The organism is Planococcus massiliensis, from assembly GCF_000821325.1.
In the GTDB taxonomy this organism is placed as follows: Bacteria; Bacillota; Bacilli; order Bacillales_A; family Planococcaceae; genus Planococcus; species Planococcus ruber.
Window position 1 is genome coordinate 937,616 of record NZ_CCXS01000001.1, and the last position, 20,836, is coordinate 958,451.

At 33.6% G+C, this 20,836-nt stretch carries 16 protein-coding genes; all 16 read left to right on the plus strand.

Annotated elements, in window-relative coordinates:
• Nucleotides 1-34: 34 nt before the first annotated feature.
• The 16 genes from BN1080_RS04600 (at nt 35) to BN1080_RS17165 (ending at nt 20,655) form a co-directional block, all read left to right on the plus strand.
• Nucleotides 35-1,210 (plus strand): glycosyltransferase family 4 protein, encoded by a 1,176-nt coding sequence (locus BN1080_RS04600; protein WP_052650767.1) that lies wholly within the window; start codon nt 35-37, stop codon nt 1,208-1,210.
• Nucleotides 1,203-1,730 (plus strand): acyltransferase, encoded by a 528-nt coding sequence (locus BN1080_RS04605; RefSeq protein WP_199876586.1) that lies wholly within the window; start codon nt 1,203-1,205, stop codon nt 1,728-1,730. The genes BN1080_RS04600 and BN1080_RS04605 overlap by 8 nt, the downstream gene beginning before the upstream one ends.
• Nucleotides 1,731-3,146, plus strand: a complete 1,416-nt coding sequence (locus BN1080_RS04610) for a hypothetical protein (protein ID WP_052650769.1) — start codon at nt 1,731-1,733, stop codon at nt 3,144-3,146. It begins immediately after the preceding gene.
• Nucleotides 3,147-3,209: 63 nt separating this feature from the next.
• Nucleotides 3,210-4,724, plus strand: coding sequence for a lipopolysaccharide biosynthesis protein (locus tag BN1080_RS04615; protein WP_052650770.1), 1,515 nt, complete (start codon nt 3,210-3,212; stop codon nt 4,722-4,724).
• A gap of 28 nt (nt 4,725-4,752) precedes the next feature.
• A complete protein-coding gene (locus BN1080_RS04620; protein ID WP_052650771.1) occupies nt 4,753-6,075 on the plus strand; it encodes a nucleotide sugar dehydrogenase in 1,323 nt (440 codons plus the stop codon).
• 30 nt (nt 6,076-6,105) lie between these two features.
• A complete protein-coding gene (locus tag BN1080_RS04625; RefSeq protein ID WP_052650772.1) occupies nt 6,106-7,482 on the plus strand; it encodes a UDP-glucose dehydrogenase family protein in 1,377 nt (458 codons plus the stop codon).
• Nucleotides 7,457-8,488: an SDR family NAD(P)-dependent oxidoreductase gene (locus BN1080_RS04630; protein ID WP_052650773.1), complete on the plus strand. Its 1,032-nt coding sequence runs from the start codon at nt 7,457-7,459 to the stop codon at nt 8,486-8,488. Before BN1080_RS04625 ends, BN1080_RS04630 begins: the two co-directional genes overlap by 26 nt.
• Nucleotides 8,489-8,564: 76 nt before the next feature.
• The gene (gene galU / locus BN1080_RS04635) at nt 8,565-9,449 is read left to right on the plus strand and encodes a UTP--glucose-1-phosphate uridylyltransferase GalU (RefSeq protein ID WP_052650774.1); all 885 of its coding nucleotides are present in this window, start codon (nt 8,565-8,567) and stop codon (nt 9,447-9,449) included.
• 853 nt (nt 9,450-10,302) lie between these two features.
• The gene (locus BN1080_RS17355; protein WP_456107068.1) at nt 10,303-10,695 is read left to right on the plus strand and encodes a DUF7686 domain-containing protein; all 393 of its coding nucleotides are present in this window, start codon (nt 10,303-10,305) and stop codon (nt 10,693-10,695) included.
• On the plus strand, nt 10,647-10,901 hold the full coding sequence (locus tag BN1080_RS17360; protein WP_456107063.1) for a DUF7713 domain-containing protein: 255 nt from the start codon (nt 10,647-10,649) through the stop codon (nt 10,899-10,901). The genes BN1080_RS17355 and BN1080_RS17360 overlap by 49 nt, the downstream gene beginning before the upstream one ends.
• A gap of 251 nt (nt 10,902-11,152) precedes the next feature.
• Nucleotides 11,153-14,062, plus strand: coding sequence for a TcaA NTF2-like domain-containing protein (locus BN1080_RS04645; protein WP_052650775.1), 2,910 nt, complete (start codon nt 11,153-11,155; stop codon nt 14,060-14,062).
• 15 nt (nt 14,063-14,077) lie between these two features.
• Nucleotides 14,078-16,024 (plus strand): dynamin family protein, encoded by a 1,947-nt coding sequence (locus tag BN1080_RS04650; RefSeq protein WP_052650776.1) that lies wholly within the window; start codon nt 14,078-14,080, stop codon nt 16,022-16,024.
• The gene (locus BN1080_RS04655; protein ID WP_052650777.1) at nt 16,024-17,805 is read left to right on the plus strand and encodes a dynamin family protein; all 1,782 of its coding nucleotides are present in this window, start codon (nt 16,024-16,026) and stop codon (nt 17,803-17,805) included. Before BN1080_RS04650 ends, BN1080_RS04655 begins: the two co-directional genes overlap by 1 nt.
• Nucleotides 17,798-18,193, plus strand: coding sequence for a hypothetical protein (locus BN1080_RS04660; protein WP_052650778.1), 396 nt, complete (start codon nt 17,798-17,800; stop codon nt 18,191-18,193). The genes BN1080_RS04655 and BN1080_RS04660 overlap by 8 nt, the downstream gene beginning before the upstream one ends.
• Before the next feature lie 172 nt (nt 18,194-18,365).
• Nucleotides 18,366-20,270, plus strand: a complete 1,905-nt coding sequence (locus BN1080_RS04665; protein WP_199876587.1) for a dynamin family protein — start codon at nt 18,366-18,368, stop codon at nt 20,268-20,270.
• A gap of 235 nt (nt 20,271-20,505) precedes the next feature.
• Nucleotides 20,506-20,655 (plus strand): hypothetical protein, encoded by a 150-nt coding sequence (locus BN1080_RS17165; RefSeq protein ID WP_199876588.1) that lies wholly within the window; start codon nt 20,506-20,508, stop codon nt 20,653-20,655.
• Nucleotides 20,656-20,836 lie beyond the last annotated feature (181 nt).

Sequence of the window (20,836 nt, forward strand, 5' to 3'; positions counted from 1 at the left end):
ATATTACATTTAGTGTAAGAAGAGAGTTGAATTTATGAAAGTTTTATTTTGTCACAATGGACCAATTTACAGGAATGACCGGAATAATTATTTTGGGATATCACATAATAACCAATCTTTAATAAGGTACTACGCTATTGCAGATACTTTGTCTTTACTTATGAGAGTTAATAAAGTTAAAGAAAAAAAATTAGAAAAAAAAATGTCTCAATTGACATTGTCACCTTTGGAAGTGATTGAATGTCCAAATATAATTAGTGTAAAAGGAATATTAACCCAAAGTAAAGAAGCCAATCATATTATTAAGGAAGCAGTGTATAAGGCAGATTTTATAGTAATTAGATTACCAAGCACTATTGGATCTAATGCATTGAAATATGCAAAAAAATTCAACAAACCTTATTTAATTGAGGTGGTTGCTTGTGAGTGGGATAGCTTATGGAACCATAGTATATTAGGGAAAGTTATGGCTATTTTAAAAGTTCCAAAGACAAAAAGGGAAATTCAATCTGCTTCTAATGTGATGTATATAACAGAGAAATTTTTACAGAAAAGATATCCTACCTTAGGTAAAGAGTATGTTTGTCCAAACGTAATGCTCCAACCAGTAGATGAAAAAATAATTCTTAATAGACATGAAAAAATTGACAGTATGAATAAAAAGAAAATTACGATTGCTTCTATTGGAGCAACTAATATGCGATATAAAGGGCATAGGTATGTAATTAAAGCTATCAATCTATTAATAAAAAGAGGATATGATATCGAGTACAAAGTAATTGGTGGTGGTAATCATTCAAAGCTTCAGGAAGTAGCAAAAAGATATGGTGTTGAAAAAAAAGTGGAATTTATGGGAGCAGTAAAGCATCAAGAGATTTTTGACATTCTTGATGAGATTGATTTATACATTCAACCAAGTTTAGCAGAAGCTCAAGGGAGATCTTTGATAGAAGCAATGAGTAGAGGCTGTCCGTGTATTTGCACAGATGTTGGGGGAATGCCTGAATTGCTAGCAAAGGAATTTATTGTTAAAAAAGCTGATTCAAGAGCGATAAGTGAAAAAATCGAAGAAATTTTAAATAAAGATTTAAAAGAAATAAGTACTAGGAACTTTGAGTTTTCAAAACAATTTGATGTTAACCTGATCGATTCTAAAAGAACTGAAATTTTTCAAAAAATATTCAGAAGGGAAGTAAGTATTAGTGAATAAAATAAAACCTGGACTTCACTTTGTTTTCCGAAATATCCCTTTGCATATAATAAGTTTATTGACGAATTTATTGCCAAATCATTCCTTAACTACAAAAATTAGAGGGTTTCTAATGAGACCATTTTTTAAAAGTTGTGGGAAAGGATTTAAAATTGCTTCAGGTGTCATTATTAATAAGCCGGAAAAAATAGTAATTGGTAAAAATGTTTATATAGCTCATAACGCTTGGATTAATGCTAATGGAGGATTGAATATTCAAGACAATACCATAATCGGTCCATTTAGTGTACTAGCAACATCAAAGCATAAGTTTATAAACGGAGTAGCTTCCAATCAGGCAGATTCTAATCCAATTATTTTAGGTGAGGGCACATGGTTAGCAAGTCATGTAGTTATTACTGACGGTGTAGAAATTGGGAAAGGATGTTTAATAGCTTCTGGAGCTGTTGTAACTAGTAATGTTGAAGGAAATACAATAATAGGGGGAGTACCAGGTAAAGCCATTGGAAAGGTGATTTAAGTGAAAAGATATAAGAAAAGTAATAAGGAAATCAGTGAAGTATTTTTTAATTTTTTTATTTTCACGCTTAGTATTATAGCTAGCCTCTACATTTTATCTAATAATGTAGACCCTTCTTACAAACTGTTATTTTTAATGCCCTTACTATTTGCTTTTAGCTTTCCTTTGGTTATTTCAAAAGCTTTATTCAAAGGACTAAATGTTTTTTACTTAGTTTTAGCTATATTAATGACTTTTAGATATTTAATTAGTCCTGTGCTTACGGTGTTTACAGGTTTATATGAGGGGAGATCTGCTGTACAGCCATCTGCTGAAGCTTTTGATATATCCTTTTTTTTAGTCTTGTACGAGCTCATAGCAGTAACTTTTTTACTGCTATATTTAAAACATAGAAAGCAAAAAGAAATTATAAGCCGTCCTAAAAATAAAGATATCGTGATATCTAACAATTATTTTATATTTATTTTATTTTTTCTTTTTACAATTTTAATGGCTTTGGGCTTTCCTAATGCCCTTAATCACTTTAATTTTGTAATTCCAAATAGTAATGACTCGCATGCATTAGAATTATCAACATTAGAGTTAGCGGCAGTCTTATGTATTTCAGTGTCTAAACAAATCTTATTTGTATTGATAATTTCAAAAATTTATAAATTATATACTAAAAATAATAATAAAGTCTGGATTTATGTTGCTTTAATTGCCATGTTTTTCAATATCACAATCTATTCTGGACTGAATAGATCAGATTTTATAATGATGGCAGTAGCCTCTAGCTATTTATTTTATCGTTTATTTCCACAACATCTTAAACTAATAACTATTATCGTGAGTTCTGCATTTGCGATTGTTATACCTGCTATAACTGCAACTCGACAAATGAATGGAATTCTAAATGGAGAAAATCCATTAATTAACTTAGCCAGAACAATGCAACAATATTTAGGCAGCCCTTATAATGTTGCGATAGCTGTGGAAGCTTCTGAAATGTTTGAAGAACATAGACACCTTTTAAATCTTCTTTATGATTTTGCCAGACCTACTTTTGGTCTGAATTTTTTGGTTAAAGACTTGCCATTAAATTACTCGAATGAATTTTTTAATGCAAGGATGTATATGGATGATAGAGTGTTCCAAATCATACCAATGGTTGGAGAAGGATATTTTTACTTTGGATTGTTTTTAGCTCCAATGTTAACCTTGTTATTTGTCAAATTAGGTGATTCATTAAGTGGTATCCAACAGTCTACAAATGAAACGTTGCTAATTTATTTTCTAACAATAACTTGTGCTAGATTAGGATTTTTAATGGGGCAAAATGCGAGTATACAAATGAATGATATGTCATTTTCAATATTTGTTCCACTAATATTGTATTGGTTAAATAAAAAAATAGTATTGAAAAAGAGTAATTAGTTAAAGAATGGTTTGATAAGGGCGGTGTAAAAGTAACGAAATAATCTTTCGGTGCTAAAATTTATGAATAAAAAAAGAGTTATGAATAATATACTAGCCAGCTTAATTACTCAGGTTGTATCTATAGCAATCGCATTAGTTATACCTAGATTAGTTATTACTTATTACGGCTCAGAAATTAATGGTTTAATGTCTTCTTCTTTGCTTATAATTCAATACTTTGCATTATTTGAAGGTGGAGTAGCTGCAGCAGCGAGCTACCCTCTGTTTAAAGCTCTAAAGAATAATGATTTTTCAGAGATAAATGGTGTTTTTTCAGCTGTTAATAAATTCTTTGTTAAAGTAGGATTAGTACTGTTGGTTTTTGTGATAGTCTGGTCTTTCCTTTTTCCCTTATCACTTTCCAATAATACCTCTTATTTAACTGGGGTTCTTATAATTATGCTGAGTAGCATAATAACGGCTTTAGGGTATTTTAAATATTTTAAATATAATCTCATCTTATTTTCCGATCAAAAACAGTATATATCTCTTGTTTCTAACTCGATTACAAGAATAGTTACTACAATAATACAGATTATTCTTATTTTAAATGAAACAAATGTAGTTTTTGTAGTTCTTATGACTCCGCTTTTTTCAATTATAAGATTAATGTGGATGAAAAATCATGTTATTAAGTATTATAGATTTTTAGACGAGAATGCACCTCCAAATTATATTGCTATTAAGCAAAAGTGGAATTCTTTAACTATTAACGTGTCAAACATGCTTAAAACTATAGTTCCTATTATTTTTATTACAATAATGTTTGGATTTGAATATGCTAGTATTTTTACTATATATAGTATGGTATTTCATATTGGTAGATCAATTGTTGACATTTCATGTAATGGGATCTCAGCGACTATGGGGAATATTGTAATTGAAGGAGATGCGAAAAAAAACGAAAGAATATATTTATACTCGAGTAATATGATATTTATTATAACAAGTATATTTTTTGTTTGCTTTTGGTTTTTGACGCTTCCATTTATCGATGTTTACATAGGTGAGGCTTCTGACATTAGTTATTACGCGCCATTACTTGTCATATCTTTAATTGTTAATGAATCTCTTAGTAATTTGAATTTTACACCAAACTTATTGATAAGAGCCACAGGAAAATATAAAGAAACAAGTAGAAGTGCAGTTTTAGAAGTATTCGCAGCTATAATTCTTACACCATTTGCATGCTACTTTTTTGGATTTCAAGGTGCTCTCTTTGGATCTATAGTGGCTTCGCTAATAAGAACAATATATATAACTTGGTATTGCAGAAAAAAAATATTAAGTATATCTTTCAATGAATTATTTAAAAATCTTTTTGTGTATATAATTGCAATAACTATTAGCATATTAACACTTAATCAAATTGAATTTAAAATCCTGTCTTATGTAGATTGGATATTATATGCACTCCTAATAGGTGTATCGACATTAATTATTACATTAATAATGAGCCTAATCTTTTTTAAAAAAAATATCTTGTATACTTTTGCAGTTTTTAATATACGAGGGACTTCTAAGAATATTAGGTAATAAACATTAGAAATTTGGAGGAATGATAATGCTTCTTTATAAAGATATTAAAGAAAAAAAAGAAAATATTGCTATCATTGGTATGGGATATGTTGGAATGCCATTAGCAATAGCATTCGCTAAAAAAGTAAATGTAATTGGGTTTGATGTAAACCAAAGTAAAATTGATTTATACAATTCTGGAATAGATCCGACTAATGAAGTAGGCGGGCAAGAAATCAAGCGTTCAACTATAAAATTTACTTCTAACGAGGAAGACTTAAAAGAAGCGAAATTTTATATCGTAGCAGTTCCCACTCCTATTAATTCAGATAAAACTCCAGATCTTAAACCTGTAGAAGGAGCTAGTCAAACAATTGGGCGCCACTTAACTAAGGGCTCAATTGTAGTATATGAATCTACAGTCTATCCGGGAATTACTGAAGATTTTTGTATTCCTATTTTAGAAAAGGCGTCAGGTTTGAAATGTGGAGTAGATTTTAAAGTAGGTTATTCTCCAGAAAGAATTAACCCTGGAGATAGAAAAAATACATTAGATAAAATAGTTAAGATTGTATCTGGGATTGATCAAGAAAGCTTAGAAATAATTTCAAAAGTTTATGAATTAATTATTGAAGCAGGTGTATATAAAGCGAATTCAATAAAAGTAGCAGAGGCAGCTAAAGTTGTTGAAAACAGCCAAAGAGATATAAATATAGCCTTTATGAATGAACTAGCTATGGTATTTAATAGTATGAATATTGATACTCAAGAAGTAATTGAAGCCATGAATACTAAATGGAATGCCCTTAAATTTTATCCAGGACTTGTTGGAGGACATTGTATCGGAGTAGATCCCTATTATTTTTTATACGAAGCAGAGCGCTTAGGGTATCATAGTCAAATAATTTTATCAGGGCGTAAAATTAATGATGGAATGGGTAAATTTATTGGTGAATCTATAATAAAGAAATTAATTCTAGCAGATAAGGTTGTAAAAAAATCCAAAGTAGTCATAATGGGTGTAACTTTTAAAGAAGATTGTCCTGATATTAGAAATTCAAAAGTTATTGATATAATTAATACATTGAAAGAATACGGAATAGAACCTATAATTGTCGACCCGAATGTAACAAATAATCAAGTAGAGAGCGAGTATGGATTTAGCTTAGGCAATATAGAAGATATTCAAGGTGCAGATTGCTTAGTTTTTGCAGTAGCCCATACTCAATTTAAAGATTTAAGTATAGAAAAAATTAATAAAATGTTTGGCGATTTTAAAAATAATAGCGAAAAGATAATTATTGATATAAAATCTATATTCAACAAATCAGAATTAGAAGAGAAAGGATATCTTGTTTGGAGACTCTAGTAATTCTTAGTGATAGGAGAATCTATAATTATGTTTAAAATAGCAGTAGCAGGCACAGGTTACGTGGGTCTAGTAGCTGGTGTAGCTTTCGCCGAAATGGGTCATCAAGTAACGTGTGTTGATATAGATGAAAAAAAAGTAGAAATGATGAAATCAGGGATCTCTCCAATCTATGAAACTGATTTAGAAGATTTAATGCAGAAAAACTATGCTGCTGGCAGAATCGAATACACAACTGATTACCAATCTGCCTACAGAGAAGCGGATGCTGTATTTATTGGAGTAGGTACTCCAGAAAATGCAGATGGATCTGCTAATCTTTCTTACATTGCAACTGTCGCTAGACAAATTGCTGAGAATATTGAGAAAGATTGTTTAGTAGTAGTGAAATCCACAGTTCCTGTAGGGACAAATGACAAGGTAGAGCAATTCATCCATGATTTCTTAGTTAATGATGTAAGAGTGGAAGTAGCTTCAAACCCCGAGTTTTTAGCTCAAGGATCTGCAGTCCATGATACTTTACATGCGAAGAGAATTATTATAGGAACTGAAAGTAAATGGGCTGAAGAATTATTGAAGAAGATTTATGAGCCATTTAAACTTCCGATTGTTTCGGTTAACCGGAAATCTGCAGAAATGATCAAGTATGCTTCAAACGACTTTCTTGCGTTGAAAATATCTTATATGAACGATATTGCGAACCTTTGCGAGTTAGTTGGAGCGGATGTTCAAGATGTAGCTGAAGGCATGAGTTTCGATGATCGTATTGGCAGCAAGTTCCTGAACGCAGGTATCGGTTACGGAGGATCTTGTTTCCCGAAAGATACAAAAGCATTAGAATACTTAGCATCTCAAAACGGCTATGTGCTGAAAACAGTGAAAGCTGCTATTGATGTGAACAAAGATCAGAAGACTTTATTGTATAAAAAAGCAAGCAATCGCTTGATTACTTTTAACGGTCTTAAAGTGGCAATTCTTGGTTTGACGTTCAAACCTGGAACGGATGATTTAAGAGAAGCTCCGTCATTGGAAAATGTTCCTTTGTTATTGGATCAAGGAGCAGATATCTATGCTTATGATCCTGTGGGGGCTGCTAATTTCGCTCGTGTTTATCCGGAAGGCAAGAGTTCTAAAGGAACTATCACTTATGTAGATACTGCAGAAGCCGCGCTAGAAGGCGCAAATGTTTGCTTTATCTTCACGGAATGGGGCGAAGTGAAAGCTGTCACTCCTGAAGGCTATAAAATGCTGATGAGAACACCGTTGGTATATGATGGCCGGAATCTCCACAGCATTCAGGTAATGGAAGAAGCAGGAGTTGAGTATTACTCAGTTGGACGTGCCCCTGCCAACAAAGGCGGACTGAAGGAGCTAACAAAGAATGACTTACAATCCTCTAGACGTTAAAAAGACTTATTTCATCACAGGAGCCGCAGGATTTATTGGCTATCATCTGGCTAAAAATTTGCTGGAGCAAGGATGCCAAGTCATTGGAATCGATAATGTAAACGATTATTATGATGTGAATCTTAAGGTGGAGCGTTTGCAGCGATTAGAGCCATATGAAAATTTCACTTTTATAAAAGGCGATATCTCGGATAAAGAATTAATCTTGAACCTTTTTGAAGAGCATAAGCCGAATATTGTGATGAATCTTGCAGCTCAAGCAGGAGTCCGTTATTCAATTGAGAATCCGGATGTCTACATACAAAGCAATATCACTGGTTTTTATAACATACTGGAAGCGTGCAGATTCCATCCGGTGGATCATCTTGTTTATGCTTCATCAAGCTCTGTCTATGGAGCGAATAAGAAAGTTCCATTTGAAGAGTCCGATTCCGTTGACCATCCAGTGTCTCTTTATGCTTCAACGAAAAAATCCAATGAGCTGATGGCTCATACGTATAGCCACCTTTATCAAATTCCAGCTACCGGATTGCGCTTCTTTACAGTATATGGGCCTATGGGAAGACCTGATATGGCGTATTACGGGTTCACGGATAAATTCTTTGCAGGTGAAGAAATCAAGATTTTCAATAACGGCGATTTCGAGAACGACTTATATCGTGACTTCACTTATATTGATGATATTGTGGAAGGGATTGAACGTCTTTTATCCAATCCGCAAATTGAAGAAGGAGAAGTTCCTCACCGGATCTTTAATATCGGTAACAGCAATCCTGAAAAGCTGATGGTGTTCATTGAAACGCTTGAGAAATGCTTAAGCAAAACTTTGGGCAGAACAGCGGAGTTCAAGAAGAAGTTCGAACCAATCAAACTGGGAGATGTGCCGGCAACCTATGCTTCAACGAAGCTTTTAGAAGAAGCGGTTGGGTTTAAGCCCAAGACTTCGATTGAAGAAGGTTTACAAAAGTTCGTAGATTGGTATTGTGATTATTATAAGGTGGTTTAATCGCCATCTTATTTTTTTGAACCTCTAAAGGTAAATTTTAGAATTTATTCAAGTTATCAGGAAAGAAGGATGCTCTATGCAAGTGAAAAAAGCGATTATTCCGGCTGCCGGATTAGGCACACGTTTTCTTCCCGCCACAAAAGCCATGCCGAAAGAAATGCTGCCAATTGTGGATAAGCCGACGATTCAATACATAGTGGAAGAAGCCATTGCTTCCGGAATTGAAGATATCATCATTGTTACCGGAAAAGGCAAGCGAGCGATTGAAGATCATTTCGACCATGCGTTTGAGCTGGAAGAGAATTTATTGAAAAAAGGGAAGTTGGACATGCTGGATTCGGTTCATGCCTCTTCGAAAGTGGACATCCATTACATCCGCCAAAAAGAAGCTTTGGGACTTGGACATGCCATCTGGACGGCGCGCAAGTTTATCGGAGACGAGCCATTTGCTGTGTTGTTAGGGGATGACATTGTCGAAAATGATGAGCCATGCTTGGCGCAATTGATGAACCAGTTTGAAGTGACAGGCAAGAGTGTCATTGGAGTGCAGAAAGTAAAAGACGATGAAACCGATCGCTACGGTATCATCGATCCGCTCCGTGCAGATGGAAAATTGATTGAAGTGAACCAGTTTGTCGAGAAGCCGGCAGCGGGAACGGCACCATCAAACTACGCGATCATGGGCCGCTATGTCTTAACACCGGAGATCTTCGAATACCTGGGGCAACATGAACTGGGTGCAGGCGGAGAAATTCAGTTAACGGATGCCATTCAAAAGCTGAACGAAGTGCAATCGGTTTATGCCTATGAATTTGAAGGGCAGCGTTTTGATGTGGGAGAGAAGTTCGGATTTATCGAGACGACGATTGAGTTTGCGTTGAAGCGTCCGGAGTTGAGAGAGAAGATGTTGCAGTTGTTTGAGGAGAAGTTGGAAGAGGCGAAGGTTAAAGAGAAGTTGTAAGTTTTTCGTTAGAAGTATGCTAGTAGATTAGAAAGAGCTCACCTTTGAGATGTAAAGGTGAGCTCTTCTTTGTATATTATTATAGTTTAGTTAAACGACGATTTTCGAAACAAGTATTTATGCTTCGAAAACCATCGGTTAACTTCCTCGTTGGTCTGGATAATGCAGTTGAATATATCGATCTGTCAATCTTTGGGGCGCAACTTCATTATGATGTAGATGATCCAGTGCTTTAACATCTGGAAGTTGATTAGGTACAAATCCAAAGAAAAAATAAGAAACATAATTACATCGTAAACGAATTCAATCATCTAAAATCACCTCATAATTTTTGTTATGAGGAGTTATCCGATTGGCTTCAGTGATGAAGTTGAAAATATAATATCATAAAATACTTATTTTGGAAACTCTAAAATTTATCTAAGCATATTGTTAATGGCATTCAACATATTCAAATATAGACGGTATTGTTTGGTCAGGAATTGATGGATATAATGGCCTTAAAAATTCTATATTTTGCAATGGAAGAATACAGAGAGTTGAAAAAGAGAAGATATATGGTTTTGTAATAGATAATACAGACTCAAAGTTGATTTGACATGGGTTTCTGCGGAAAGGACTCATGAGCCAGAAGCCAGTTGCCTAAAGAATTTTGCCCTTCCCAATCAAGTTATAACATCCCTCTTCTGTATAAATTCCGGCTAAATCAACATGTATTTTTATTGTGAATATCTGCAAATGTTCGTTGCATTTCTTTGTACTACTATTTTGCAACACAGTTGATAGAGGCGAAGAGAGAATGTTTTAGATTGAGTTGTTTTATTATAGGACGGAGAGAAAAGAGGTGGATGAAATGACAAAATGTCAAAAGTGTCAAAAGAACAATGTATATGTTCAGTTTGATGAGGAAAAGCTTTGTTTGGATTGCTATAATGGGCGGATGGAAAAGCAGGTTGGAGTAGCTGCAACCAGTTATCCCGAAGGCATCATGATTCGTGATGGGGAAGGGAAAGTCCATCAGTTCCTTTTGAGAAAGAGGATTGATCCGTTGGGCATTTTCATGGAAGCGATCGAAATGGTGGAAAGCGGCTATGAATTTAAGATACAAGGTGATTTGTATGGTGATCAGGGGGAGTTGCTGCTGGAGTTGATTGCCAAAGCCGAACGGGGAATGGCGGAAAACTATGTGGTCAGGAAATGTTTCCGAATGGCCAAAGCTATCATTCTCTTCGAAACGGCCGGTTAGCTGGTAGAATCGAATGGAATCCTATGGGAGATGATGTGCCGTTGGTTGTCATTGATGGTACCACTTATACGTGGGAGGAAGTCGGTAAGATGCTAATGCATTATGAGGGATTTCAGCTGAAGCTTGAGATGGTGGATTCATATGATGAGATCGGGTGGGAAGATGAGGGGGTTGGCTCTTTTTTAGATCTAGGAGAAGAAAAATGAGTAGATTGATGCAATGATAAAACAGCAGCCGGAATGTCTAACGACGTCCGGCTGCTGTTTTCTTATTTACAGTATTGATACTCTAAGTATCCAGAGATATATGCATGGTTTCTAAGAAAAGGATTAAGATACTTTGTATTGGATGCTTACTCAAAAAATGTAGTATTTTACCAAAAAATAGTAGTAAAAATTGTCTATATAAATTATAATTTTAGTAACTATATTACTACTAAAGGGCAGGTCTGCAAACTATGAAAGATAGAGCAATTAGAGGTTTAGAAAACTGGCATGCTTTAATCGATGAAAGAAATAGTTCAGAATTAAGTAAGAAAATTAGCAACTTAGCTACGGATTTAAAAGACAATCTGATGATTATGATCAGCGGAGAATTTAATGCAGGGAAGTCTACTTTTATTAATGCCATTCTCGGAGAAGAGATTTTAACAACTGACATTACGCCAGCTACAGCTATCATAACTATGTTAGTCTATGGTGAAGAAAGAAAAGTAATAGCTCACTATACCGACGGTACAAGTAAAGAGTATGAAACAGCATGGGTTGAACAATTAACTGCAGAGCGCGAAGGAGCGGGGGCACAAATTAGGAGTCAACTTTCCTATGTTGAGTATCAGCTGCCTAATGAAGTGTTGAAAACTTATACCTTGATTGATAGCCCAGGATTCACTGCTTTGCATGAACACCATTCAAGAGTTGCAGAAAGTTTTATGAAAAGAGCAGATATAGCTATTTGGTTGTTTAATTCTTTGAGTGTTGGTACAGCTACAGAATTGACTTGGCTTAAAAAAATGTACTCACTCGAAGTACCTATTTACGGAGTAGTCAATGCTATAGATCGAATAGAAGATGAAGACTTGGAATCGTTTCTTGAATTTAATTTGAGGAGAGTTCAACCATTTATAAAGAAACTTTATGGCATATCAGCAAGAGATATTTTAAATGGGCAGATCAACAACAATCCGGAAGAATTTGAATGGGGAAATGCGAAAGATCTTATAGAGCTTTTTAAACAATTTGAACCCGCTCATATTCGGAAAATTGAAGAATTCTATCGCAAGCTAAACCCGGTACTCGAAGAACAAGTTCAACTTTTAAAAGAAAAGAAGGCTACATTTGAGTTTGCTGATAATCTTTTTAAGTTAAAAGCTTTTCAGAATACGAACTATCCTAAATTTGAGGAAATGGCTTTAAAATATCAAACGCTTTACCATGATGGAAAAAAGATCGGTCATGAGTGGAATGAATTTGTAAATGAAAATTATTATAAAGAAGGCTTTACAAAAAAGGTGATTTTCAATTTAGCCGAGTTAAATTATTTGGAAAGAAAATGGTCTTCTGAAATAGAACCAGTTCTTTTAAAGAGAGAAAAAGAATATAAAAAACTTAAACAGAAGGCCGAGGAACTTGAAGAAGCCCACCATAACTTATTTGTGGAATGGCAGCGGGCTAATTCTTCTATAAGACATATCGTAAAAAAGAATATCATTTTTTTGAAAGAAAAAAAGTATAATGAATCAGTTGAAAATTGGCACATTCAATATCAAGAATTTAATGAAGGCCAAGATGATATTAGAAAATTGGTTGTTCCGTTCAATCAAAGTGTAGAAAGAATTGTTAACAAAAAAATTTTAATTTATCAGGAAGATATGAATTCTCTTAAAAAAAGACTGAAAGAAATTCAAAGCTCTATCAGCGATAGCATAGCTAATACAGATTTATCTACTGCAACTAATTTCAAAAATCATCTTATATTTACTGAAGGTTTTAAAAATAAAGTTCTAAATTATTTTAAGACAGATATAGTCGAGATAGAAAAATCATCTTTTTATCAAAAAGAAATAATGTTATCTACTGATGTAAACAACTTATATGGGAATTTTGATTTTTTGAAGTTCATTGACAATTACATCCAGTTTTTATCTTACAAAATTCCAATAGCAAATTTAGAAGCAATCGATATTAGTGCGATACCAAGATATAGGTATAAAAAAAATCCCTTACCAAAACTGCAGCTTTCCTTAAATTCTTCTAAACATTTTTCTAAATCGTTCAAGTTATTTTTTAATAAAGAATTCTTAAGCGTTATCGGCACTTTACTCTTTGTCGGCATTGCTTATGGAAGTGACTACTTTAAAGAGAATGAAAAATATAATGAAAGTCTAGACTACAACTCATTGAGCAGTGAAATGAATTCTGAATTTGAAGAGGAGATAATGACGAATGAAAGCGATTCATCCGATTATATTTATGAAGTAGAAGAAACTGAAGTTGATTCGGATTTGGATGAAGAATTACTAATTGAAGAATCGACAGAGCCGGTAAATGAAGAGCCTGTTTATGCCATTAGTGAATTTGAACTTCAATCTTTTATTGAAAAGTATAGAGCAGTGTATGAAGAGGCGCTGAATATGGAGGATTTTTCAACAGTATCTTCTTATTACGATCCTGCTCAGCCTATTTACAATAGTATTTCTGATTACATAAATTCAATTAAAGGAGAAGGTCTTACTTTCGAATTTATATCCTCATCGGTTTTAGAAGTTGAAGATTTAGGGCAAGGCAGTTTTAGTGTACTGGTTGAAGAAGAATTCAACTTATTAGACAGAGATGATGGTGTCGAGTCATATAATCAAAGGGAGAAAGAATATATTGTTAAAACACTTTCTGCAGACACACTTCTTATCGAAGATATCATTACTTTAGATAAGTCCAGTGAATTAACTAATGAAGGTTATTCACTTACAGAAACAGTCGACTTTGTTTCTCCTGAAGACATTTCGCAGATGATGACAAAATATTACGCAGATTTAGAGCTCGCTTTTAATGAATATGGCTTCTACTACATTGAAGAATATTACGCTTATGATGGAAAGGAATATAGTCCGACCGTCGCCTATATTGAAAAAGCTAATAACGAAAACATGACAATGAAAAACCACTACGTAAGTGTTACAAGTGTTGAAATTTACGATACTAACCATTACATCGCAACATTAGAAATGGAAGATGAATATCGCTATCAAGAAGGAAATAGTGACATTAAAAAAATCCAGGCAGAATATTTAATAAGAGTAACGGAAGAAGCTGAAATGAAAATAGATGAAATTCTAAATCTGAATATAGTAGAAAAAATAGAGTTTTAGTAAAAGGGGTATATGATGGGAATTTCATTAGATGAGTACAAAAAAAATCGTACAATATTAATCAACCAAATAGATGAATATACTGAAATTCTTTCCGAGATGAAACTTGAAGATGAATATGAAAAAATGACAAATTATAAAAGAGAAGTTCTCACGAATAATTTTCAATTAGTGGTTGTCGGAGAGTTTTCGAGAGGCAAGTCGACATTTATAAATGCACTCTTAGGAGAAAAAATACTTCCTTCGTCAGCAAAACCAACTACTACAATTTTAAATAAGATTGTCTACAATGCAGATTCGCTCATTAAATTACATTTTCATTATGAGAAATCACCCGCTCAAATTATAACAGATTCAGATTTTGCATCGTTAATCGCTCCGATGGACCCGGTTCAAGGAGATTCTTTCTCAGAGAAGGAATATGAGACACGAGTCGATTATCTAAAAACTATTCAATACGCAGAAATCGGAAGAGATTTAGAAATTTGTAAAAGTGGAGTAGAAATCATTGATACCCCTGGAACAAACGATCTCGATCCTGTAAGAGAACAAATTACAAACACCATTATTCCAAAATCAGATGCGGCAATTCTATTGCTAAGTGCAGTGAAAATTCTATCCGAATCAGAATTAAGTCTATTGCGAGATAGACTCTTAGCGAATGATATCCAGAAAATTTTTATTGTAGTTAATTTTAAAGATGCATTAGAAAGTAAAGAAGATGAAGAAAAGGTAAGAACGTTTGCTTATGAACATTTAAAAGATATTTTAAACGATCCAAGAATTTACATGGTTTCTGCAAAACAGGCACTAAATGCTAGAAGAAAAGAAAAAGGTGAGCAAGTTAAATCACCTCGCGGAAGACCCATAACTGTGTGGGATTTCGAAGAGACAGGCTTTATGGAATTAGAAAAAAGTTTAGAGGAATTTCTTCAATATGAGCGCGGTGCAATTAAACTATTAAAGCCTCTTCAACGGTTATCAATGAGTATTAATGAGTTAAACAATAAGCATATAGCTTTTGAAAAAAAAGTTTTAAACGCGAAAGTAGTTAACTTAAAGGAAAAAGTTAAGAACTTTCGTCCTAAAGTTAAACAAGCAGAAAAAAGCGGGGCTGAAACTTTAAAGAAAATCTCTCGGGAGATAAAAAAAGAAGAAGACAGTTTTATTGAATGGTATAGGAGAGAACTTCAAAAAATTACTGAAACAGCAATGGAAACTTTCGATCAGTTCCGACATATAGAAATTCATGAAATTAGCAGCCGGATTGAGGCGGCCATAGCACCGTTAGAAAAAGCGATTTTTGAATCAAAAAAGACAAAAATAATGGATATAGCTATTAATAGTGTGAAAAGAGGAACGAAAGATTTCAGTGAACAATGGGGTATTTTAGAAGACGATTTGCTCAATTTGACTGAACCTACGGATGATGAAAGCCTTTATCCTAAAATTTATAAAGAAAAATCAAACCAACCAAGTATTTTCGATGAAATATATGATGAATTAGGCCAAGCTTGGACTAATAGCAATAGTTTATTAGGGCAAGTAGGTATAGGCATCGGCTATGTGGCAAACACCTTAGCATATGGAATTACTTCTCTCTTTAAATGGGGATTATCAATATGGACTGGAGATGATGAGAAGTCTCGATTCCGAGCTGACTTGTCTAATCAATTTAACTTATCCAATAAACAAAAAGCCATTTCAGCAAAAGTGGAATATGAGAGTATAAGTCTTGGAATTCAAAAAAAATACAAAGCCATAGTCAAGCAGCAAGTTAAACAAGTAGAATTACAGCTTGAACAGCTTCTGAAAACAACGGGATTAGAAGAAAATGAAATTAAGAAAAGACTAGAAATAATAAAAAGAAGAGAGTATAGGCTAAGAGATATCTCTTCCACACTTGAATCACTTAATGACAAAGTAAATCAACAATCTAAAGGGAAAGTTGGGGTATCTTAATGAACTATTTGGAGGAGAAGATAAGAATTGGTCAAAGAGTAAAAGAAACGCTGCAGCATCTTAAAGTTGCAATGCCAATTAGTTCTCAAATTGCCCCCTTGATAGAGTTAGCAGAAGATATTGCAGATGACTACTATACGATTATGGTAGTCGGAGAATTTAAACATGGCAAGTCGACATTTGTTAATGCACTTTTAGGAAAAGACGTAATGCCGCGAGGAGTTACACCCACAACTGCCACCATAAATACTGTCTTCCATAGCAATCAACAGGAAGTGCAGGTAATAAAGAAAAATGGGTCTATCGAAAAATTTGATTCTATTAATGTACTAAATCAATTTACAGCTGCACAAGACTTTGATTCGGATGAAATAAAGTATATTAAGTTATTTATGGATGCAGAAATTCTCAAAAAAAGAGTAGTTCTTATTGATACTCCAGGTGTGAATGATTTGAGCGATCAGCGGACGGAAGTGACACATCAATTCCTACCGAGGGCAGATGTTGTCATTTTTATGTGTTCCCTGACTTCGCCTATTAAACATTCCGAACAAATTTTTATTGAAGAACAGTTAATGAAAAATGGCATTGAAAGAACAATATTTGCAGCAAATTTTGCCGATTCTATTGATGAAGAAGAGATCGAAGAAGTTACTAATTTTGTTGAAAGACGGTTAGAAAATATTGTTGGCAAGAACTTATCAAAGGTTTATCCAGTTTCAGCAAAAGAGGCACTTATGGGCCGATTACAGAATGATAAAGAAATGCTTCTTTATTCAGGCTTACTTGAAATAGAAAGTGAAATTTATCAGAAAATCGAGTCAGGTACAAGAAGCCAAGAAAAAATAGAACGTTTTGAAGAGCGTTTAGAGGCAATCATGGAAGTAATTAGACGAGAAATTGAAACAGCGAAAATAGCATCAACAAAATCGGTTGAGCAATTAAACCGAGAAATGAAAGCCGTTGATTCTTGGTTTAAAGAAATAGCCAGTCAAGAAGTGGAATTGCAGAAATATTTACTCGAAAGAGAAGAAGAAATTAACTTTTTAGTCGGAAAGTCATTAATCTATTTTGGCAATAAGTTAATTGAAGATATTGAAAATCAAATTTTTCTTTTCCAAGGAGCTGATATTAAGGGCCTTGTGGAAAAGCAAATTCCTTACACGATTCGGAGTCAATTTACTAAGTGGATTGATCAATATGAAAGCAATATTCAACAACTCTTGTTTAAATTAGAGAAGGAAGTATCGACTGGGCTATCTCGCTCTTTTCAAAAACAAGTGCAAGTTCAAACTCATCAAGGAGAAAATTTGCATTACCAGACTGAAGCACCAATTTTAAATGCTAAAAGCGGAAACGCCAATGTTAAAGCAGGACTGATTTTAGGTGGGGTGGGTTCAGTTGCTCTCGTGTTAGGAGCTCCTCTGTTTTTACCAATTTTTGCGATGGGGGGACTACCATTCGTCCAGCAAAAAATTGCTGAAAAACAATTAGAAAACGTTAAGCCCGATTTAATTAGAGAAGTTCATAAGCAACTAGATGTTGTATTGCAAGACTTTGGGTTCTATTTGAAGAGGTACATTAATAGGGCCGTTGAGGAGATAAAAAACAATACGTTAGAAGAGTTCGATCGGCTGCTCCGTTCCTATCAAATGATTCTACAACAAGAAGTATTGAAACATCAAAATGAAACAACTAATATAGATTCGGATTTTAATATGCTTATTACACTTGAGGAATGGATTGAAAATCACAAAAGGGGTGTAGAGATAAATGGATAATTGGACAGATGGATTTTCAGGAACAGATACATCAAATGCTTTTGATAATGATTTTTCGGGAACAGGAGAGTTGGTGACTGCTGATTATACTCCAGTTGATTATTTTGATACATCATTTGCGCAATACCATGGGCAAGACATTTTCCACTTTAATGATCCACTAAAGCATGTTTATCAATTTGAATTTGAACCATTAAATTTAGATATTCCCAACACGCATTTTGTACAGCCTCATTATGTTGACTCGTATGTTCGTTCTGACGGAACGTTTGTTGAGGGGTACTACAGAGATGGAGATGGAAATCCTAATATCGATACTACAATTGATCAAGGCGGAGGTTATGTAAGATCTAATCCTGATGGAAACCCTTTTAACAATTTGAAATAACTAAGCAAAATGAGTGAAGAAGCAACATTCTTATTGTGACATGGATCTGATTTTCTGATCCGTGTCTTTCTATTATAAAGGTGAATTCTTCAAATTAAGTAACATTAAAATGAAGTGTTTTTTAGTGGATTTCTATAGGTCTCATTCTGAAAACTTGGAAGTAGGTAATCTTGTGGAAAGTACGAAAAAAGCTATTCAAACAATTGACCATTGGCTTAAAGTTCAAGCCGATATGAAATTTTTAAGCTATGATGAAAGAGAAAATTCAGTAAAAGAGTTAGAAGAGATATCTAAAGGTTTAAAAAAGAAGTCAACAATATTGATTTGTGGTGAATTTAATGCTGGCAAGTCTACATTCATTAATGCTTTATTAGGAGAGAAAATTTTAATCAGTGATATTACACCCGCCACAGCGATGATTACTAAATTAACCTATGGTGTTGAAAGGAAAGTTATTGTTCATTTTCGTAATAACACAAAAAAAGAATTTGATATTTTATCACTTAAAAAGTTAACAGTAGAAGGCAATCCGCTAATTGAAGAGTTGAGGTTAAATATAGAATTTGTAGAGATACAACTTCCGTTTGAGTTACTGAATTATTACACTTTAATTGATAGTCCTGGTCTTACTTCATTACATCAGCGGCATACGGATACGACAACTCAGTTTTTTAATCAAGCAGATATAGCCATTTGGTTATTCAACTCATTGAATGTAGGTACTTCTTCAGAAGTGGAATGGCTAAAAAAACTACAAAATTTAAAAATCCCAATTCTTGGCCTTATTAATAGCATTGATAGGTTAGACGAAGATGAAGATCTTGAAGCTTTTTATGAATATAATTTAAGAAGGCTTAGTCCCCTGATAACTCAGCTAAGCGGTATTTCCGCAAAGGATATTCTCGAAGGAAAATTGGCAAACAATAATCAATTGATCGAATGGGGAAATTCGAATGTTTTACAAGAAATGTTTACAAAATTTGAAGAGAAAAAAATGGATGAATATTTTCAAGGTTTAAAGAGTCTTTTGTTAAACCTAAGCGGTAGCCTAGAAAGACATAAAAGCAAATCCTTAATTTTAGGTAATCGAGATAGAATACTTATAGAGTTAAAGAGAGCATCAAAAGATGCTTCAGTAATTGAAAAGCAACTTTTGAACGAACAAATTGAAAAGGAACAGGTTTTTATCGAGTGGAATTTATTTTTGGAAAGAAATATTTTAAATCCAATTGATCCATCCCCATTCATAAACAAATTTAGAGATTCCAAAGGATTACTTGAAGAATGGAAACAGATAGTGTTGCCTCCGTTAAATCAATACTTTAAAAGATTTGAAGAAGTAAAAATAGAAGGGAGAATGTTACCTTTAAAACAAAAAGTAAGAGAAGAACATTACGAGGATATAAGTACAGTATATTTAAAGTTCTTTCAAACTTATAAATTCATAAGAGCCGACAAGGAATATAAACTGCATTTAGAGCAATTGCAGCTAAATATGAAATTTTTAAAAGCAGACCATCAGGAAGTTGATAAAGCATTGGATAAATATAAAAAGATATTAAAAAATGCAGTAACACAAGAGTTCGAAATTTTTGATGAAAAAATAAACCAATATAAAGAAAAATGGAAAGATGTTTTTTCTCAACGTACTTTACAATATGGTGATTTAGATTTTAAAGACTTAATAGGCACAGAATTATATGTTCAAGAAATAAAAAGATTCCAAACAGATGTACTGCCACTATTATCGCTTGATGAAAGAAAGTACAGTTATTTAAAATCCTATAAAGAGGTAGAAGTTTTGTCTAGGACTATAAAAGAGTTTTATAAAGAAGAAACTGAGGAAGAATTATTTAAAAACTTGATGGAATTTGAGGTAATGGGAAAGGATAATCAATACAACTTCGACATTAAAATGCTTGAAACAAATAAAAAGACGGAAGAATACTTTAATTTTAACTTAATTGACTCTAGTAAATTTCCAATAACAGAAGAATTACGAGGATTAACTCCTCAATTAGTAAAAGATCCTACAGTTATTGCAGCAGGAGTAGCACTATTAATGAGTATTTTCTAACAAGTGATAGCTTTTATAAAAACAAAGTGAATAGAAAAAATATCCTTCCAGTGAACAAAATATTCAATGGAAGGATAATATTGATAGGTAGGCAAAGAATGAGCAAGATCTTTCCTAAAAGCGAAAATAGAAAGGTTTAGCAAATAATATATAGGGAATATATAATGTAGGAACAAAATATGCCATTCATTCGAAGCATATTCACCCGAGAATATTCAATCACGGAGGTAATATTATGAACCCTACAACACAAGCACAAGTTATGGAAACACGTATCCACGATGTGATTTTCTTTAAGAGCCAAGAAGATTTCGCCAAAGCGTTGCGAGAAGGCACTGGATCAGCTGAAGAAAATGGTCTTGCAGTTGAACTAACTGAAGAATAATGAAAGATGCAGCTCCTATCGGGAGCGCTTTTTTATTTTAAGGAAACATTTCTTGTAGCCAAAATGGGAAGCTCTATAGAACTGATTGAAATCCATGTATGAGAACGAAACGTTCTCATACATGGATTTTTGCTTTTACTCAGTCCGGTATATTATCTCGTTATCATCGGAATATACATAA

What these genes read in the sequence shown, in the direction of transcription:
- BN1080_RS04620 (WP_052650771.1), top strand. Translation starts at nt 4,753, where the DNA reads ATGCTTCTTTATAAAGATATTAAAGAAAAAAAAGAAAATATTGCTATC.
- BN1080_RS04650 (WP_052650776.1), top strand. Translation starts at nt 14,078, where the DNA reads ATGGGAATTTCATTAGATGAGTACAAAAAAAATCGTACAATATTAATC.
- BN1080_RS17355 (WP_456107068.1), top strand. Translation starts at nt 10,303, where the DNA reads ATGACAAAATGTCAAAAGTGTCAAAAGAACAATGTATATGTTCAGTTT.
- BN1080_RS04655 (WP_052650777.1), top strand. Translation starts at nt 16,024, where the DNA reads ATGAACTATTTGGAGGAGAAGATAAGAATTGGTCAAAGAGTAAAAGAA.
- BN1080_RS04630 (WP_052650773.1), top strand. Translation starts at nt 7,457, where the DNA reads ATGACTTACAATCCTCTAGACGTTAAAAAGACTTATTTCATCACAGGA.
- BN1080_RS04600 (WP_052650767.1), top strand. Translation starts at nt 35, where the DNA reads ATGAAAGTTTTATTTTGTCACAATGGACCAATTTACAGGAATGACCGG.
- BN1080_RS04625 (WP_052650772.1), top strand. Translation starts at nt 6,106, where the DNA reads ATGTTTAAAATAGCAGTAGCAGGCACAGGTTACGTGGGTCTAGTAGCT.
- BN1080_RS17165 (WP_199876588.1), top strand. Translation starts at nt 20,506, where the DNA reads ATGAACCCTACAACACAAGCACAAGTTATGGAAACACGTATCCACGAT.
- BN1080_RS17360 (WP_456107063.1), top strand. Translation starts at nt 10,647, where the DNA reads ATGTTTCCGAATGGCCAAAGCTATCATTCTCTTCGAAACGGCCGGTTA.
- BN1080_RS04660 (WP_052650778.1), top strand. Translation starts at nt 17,798, where the DNA reads ATGGATAATTGGACAGATGGATTTTCAGGAACAGATACATCAAATGCT.
- BN1080_RS04645 (WP_052650775.1), top strand. Translation starts at nt 11,153, where the DNA reads ATGAAAGATAGAGCAATTAGAGGTTTAGAAAACTGGCATGCTTTAATC.
- BN1080_RS04615 (WP_052650770.1), top strand. Translation starts at nt 3,210, where the DNA reads ATGAATAAAAAAAGAGTTATGAATAATATACTAGCCAGCTTAATTACT.
- galU (WP_052650774.1), top strand. Translation starts at nt 8,565, where the DNA reads ATGCAAGTGAAAAAAGCGATTATTCCGGCTGCCGGATTAGGCACACGT.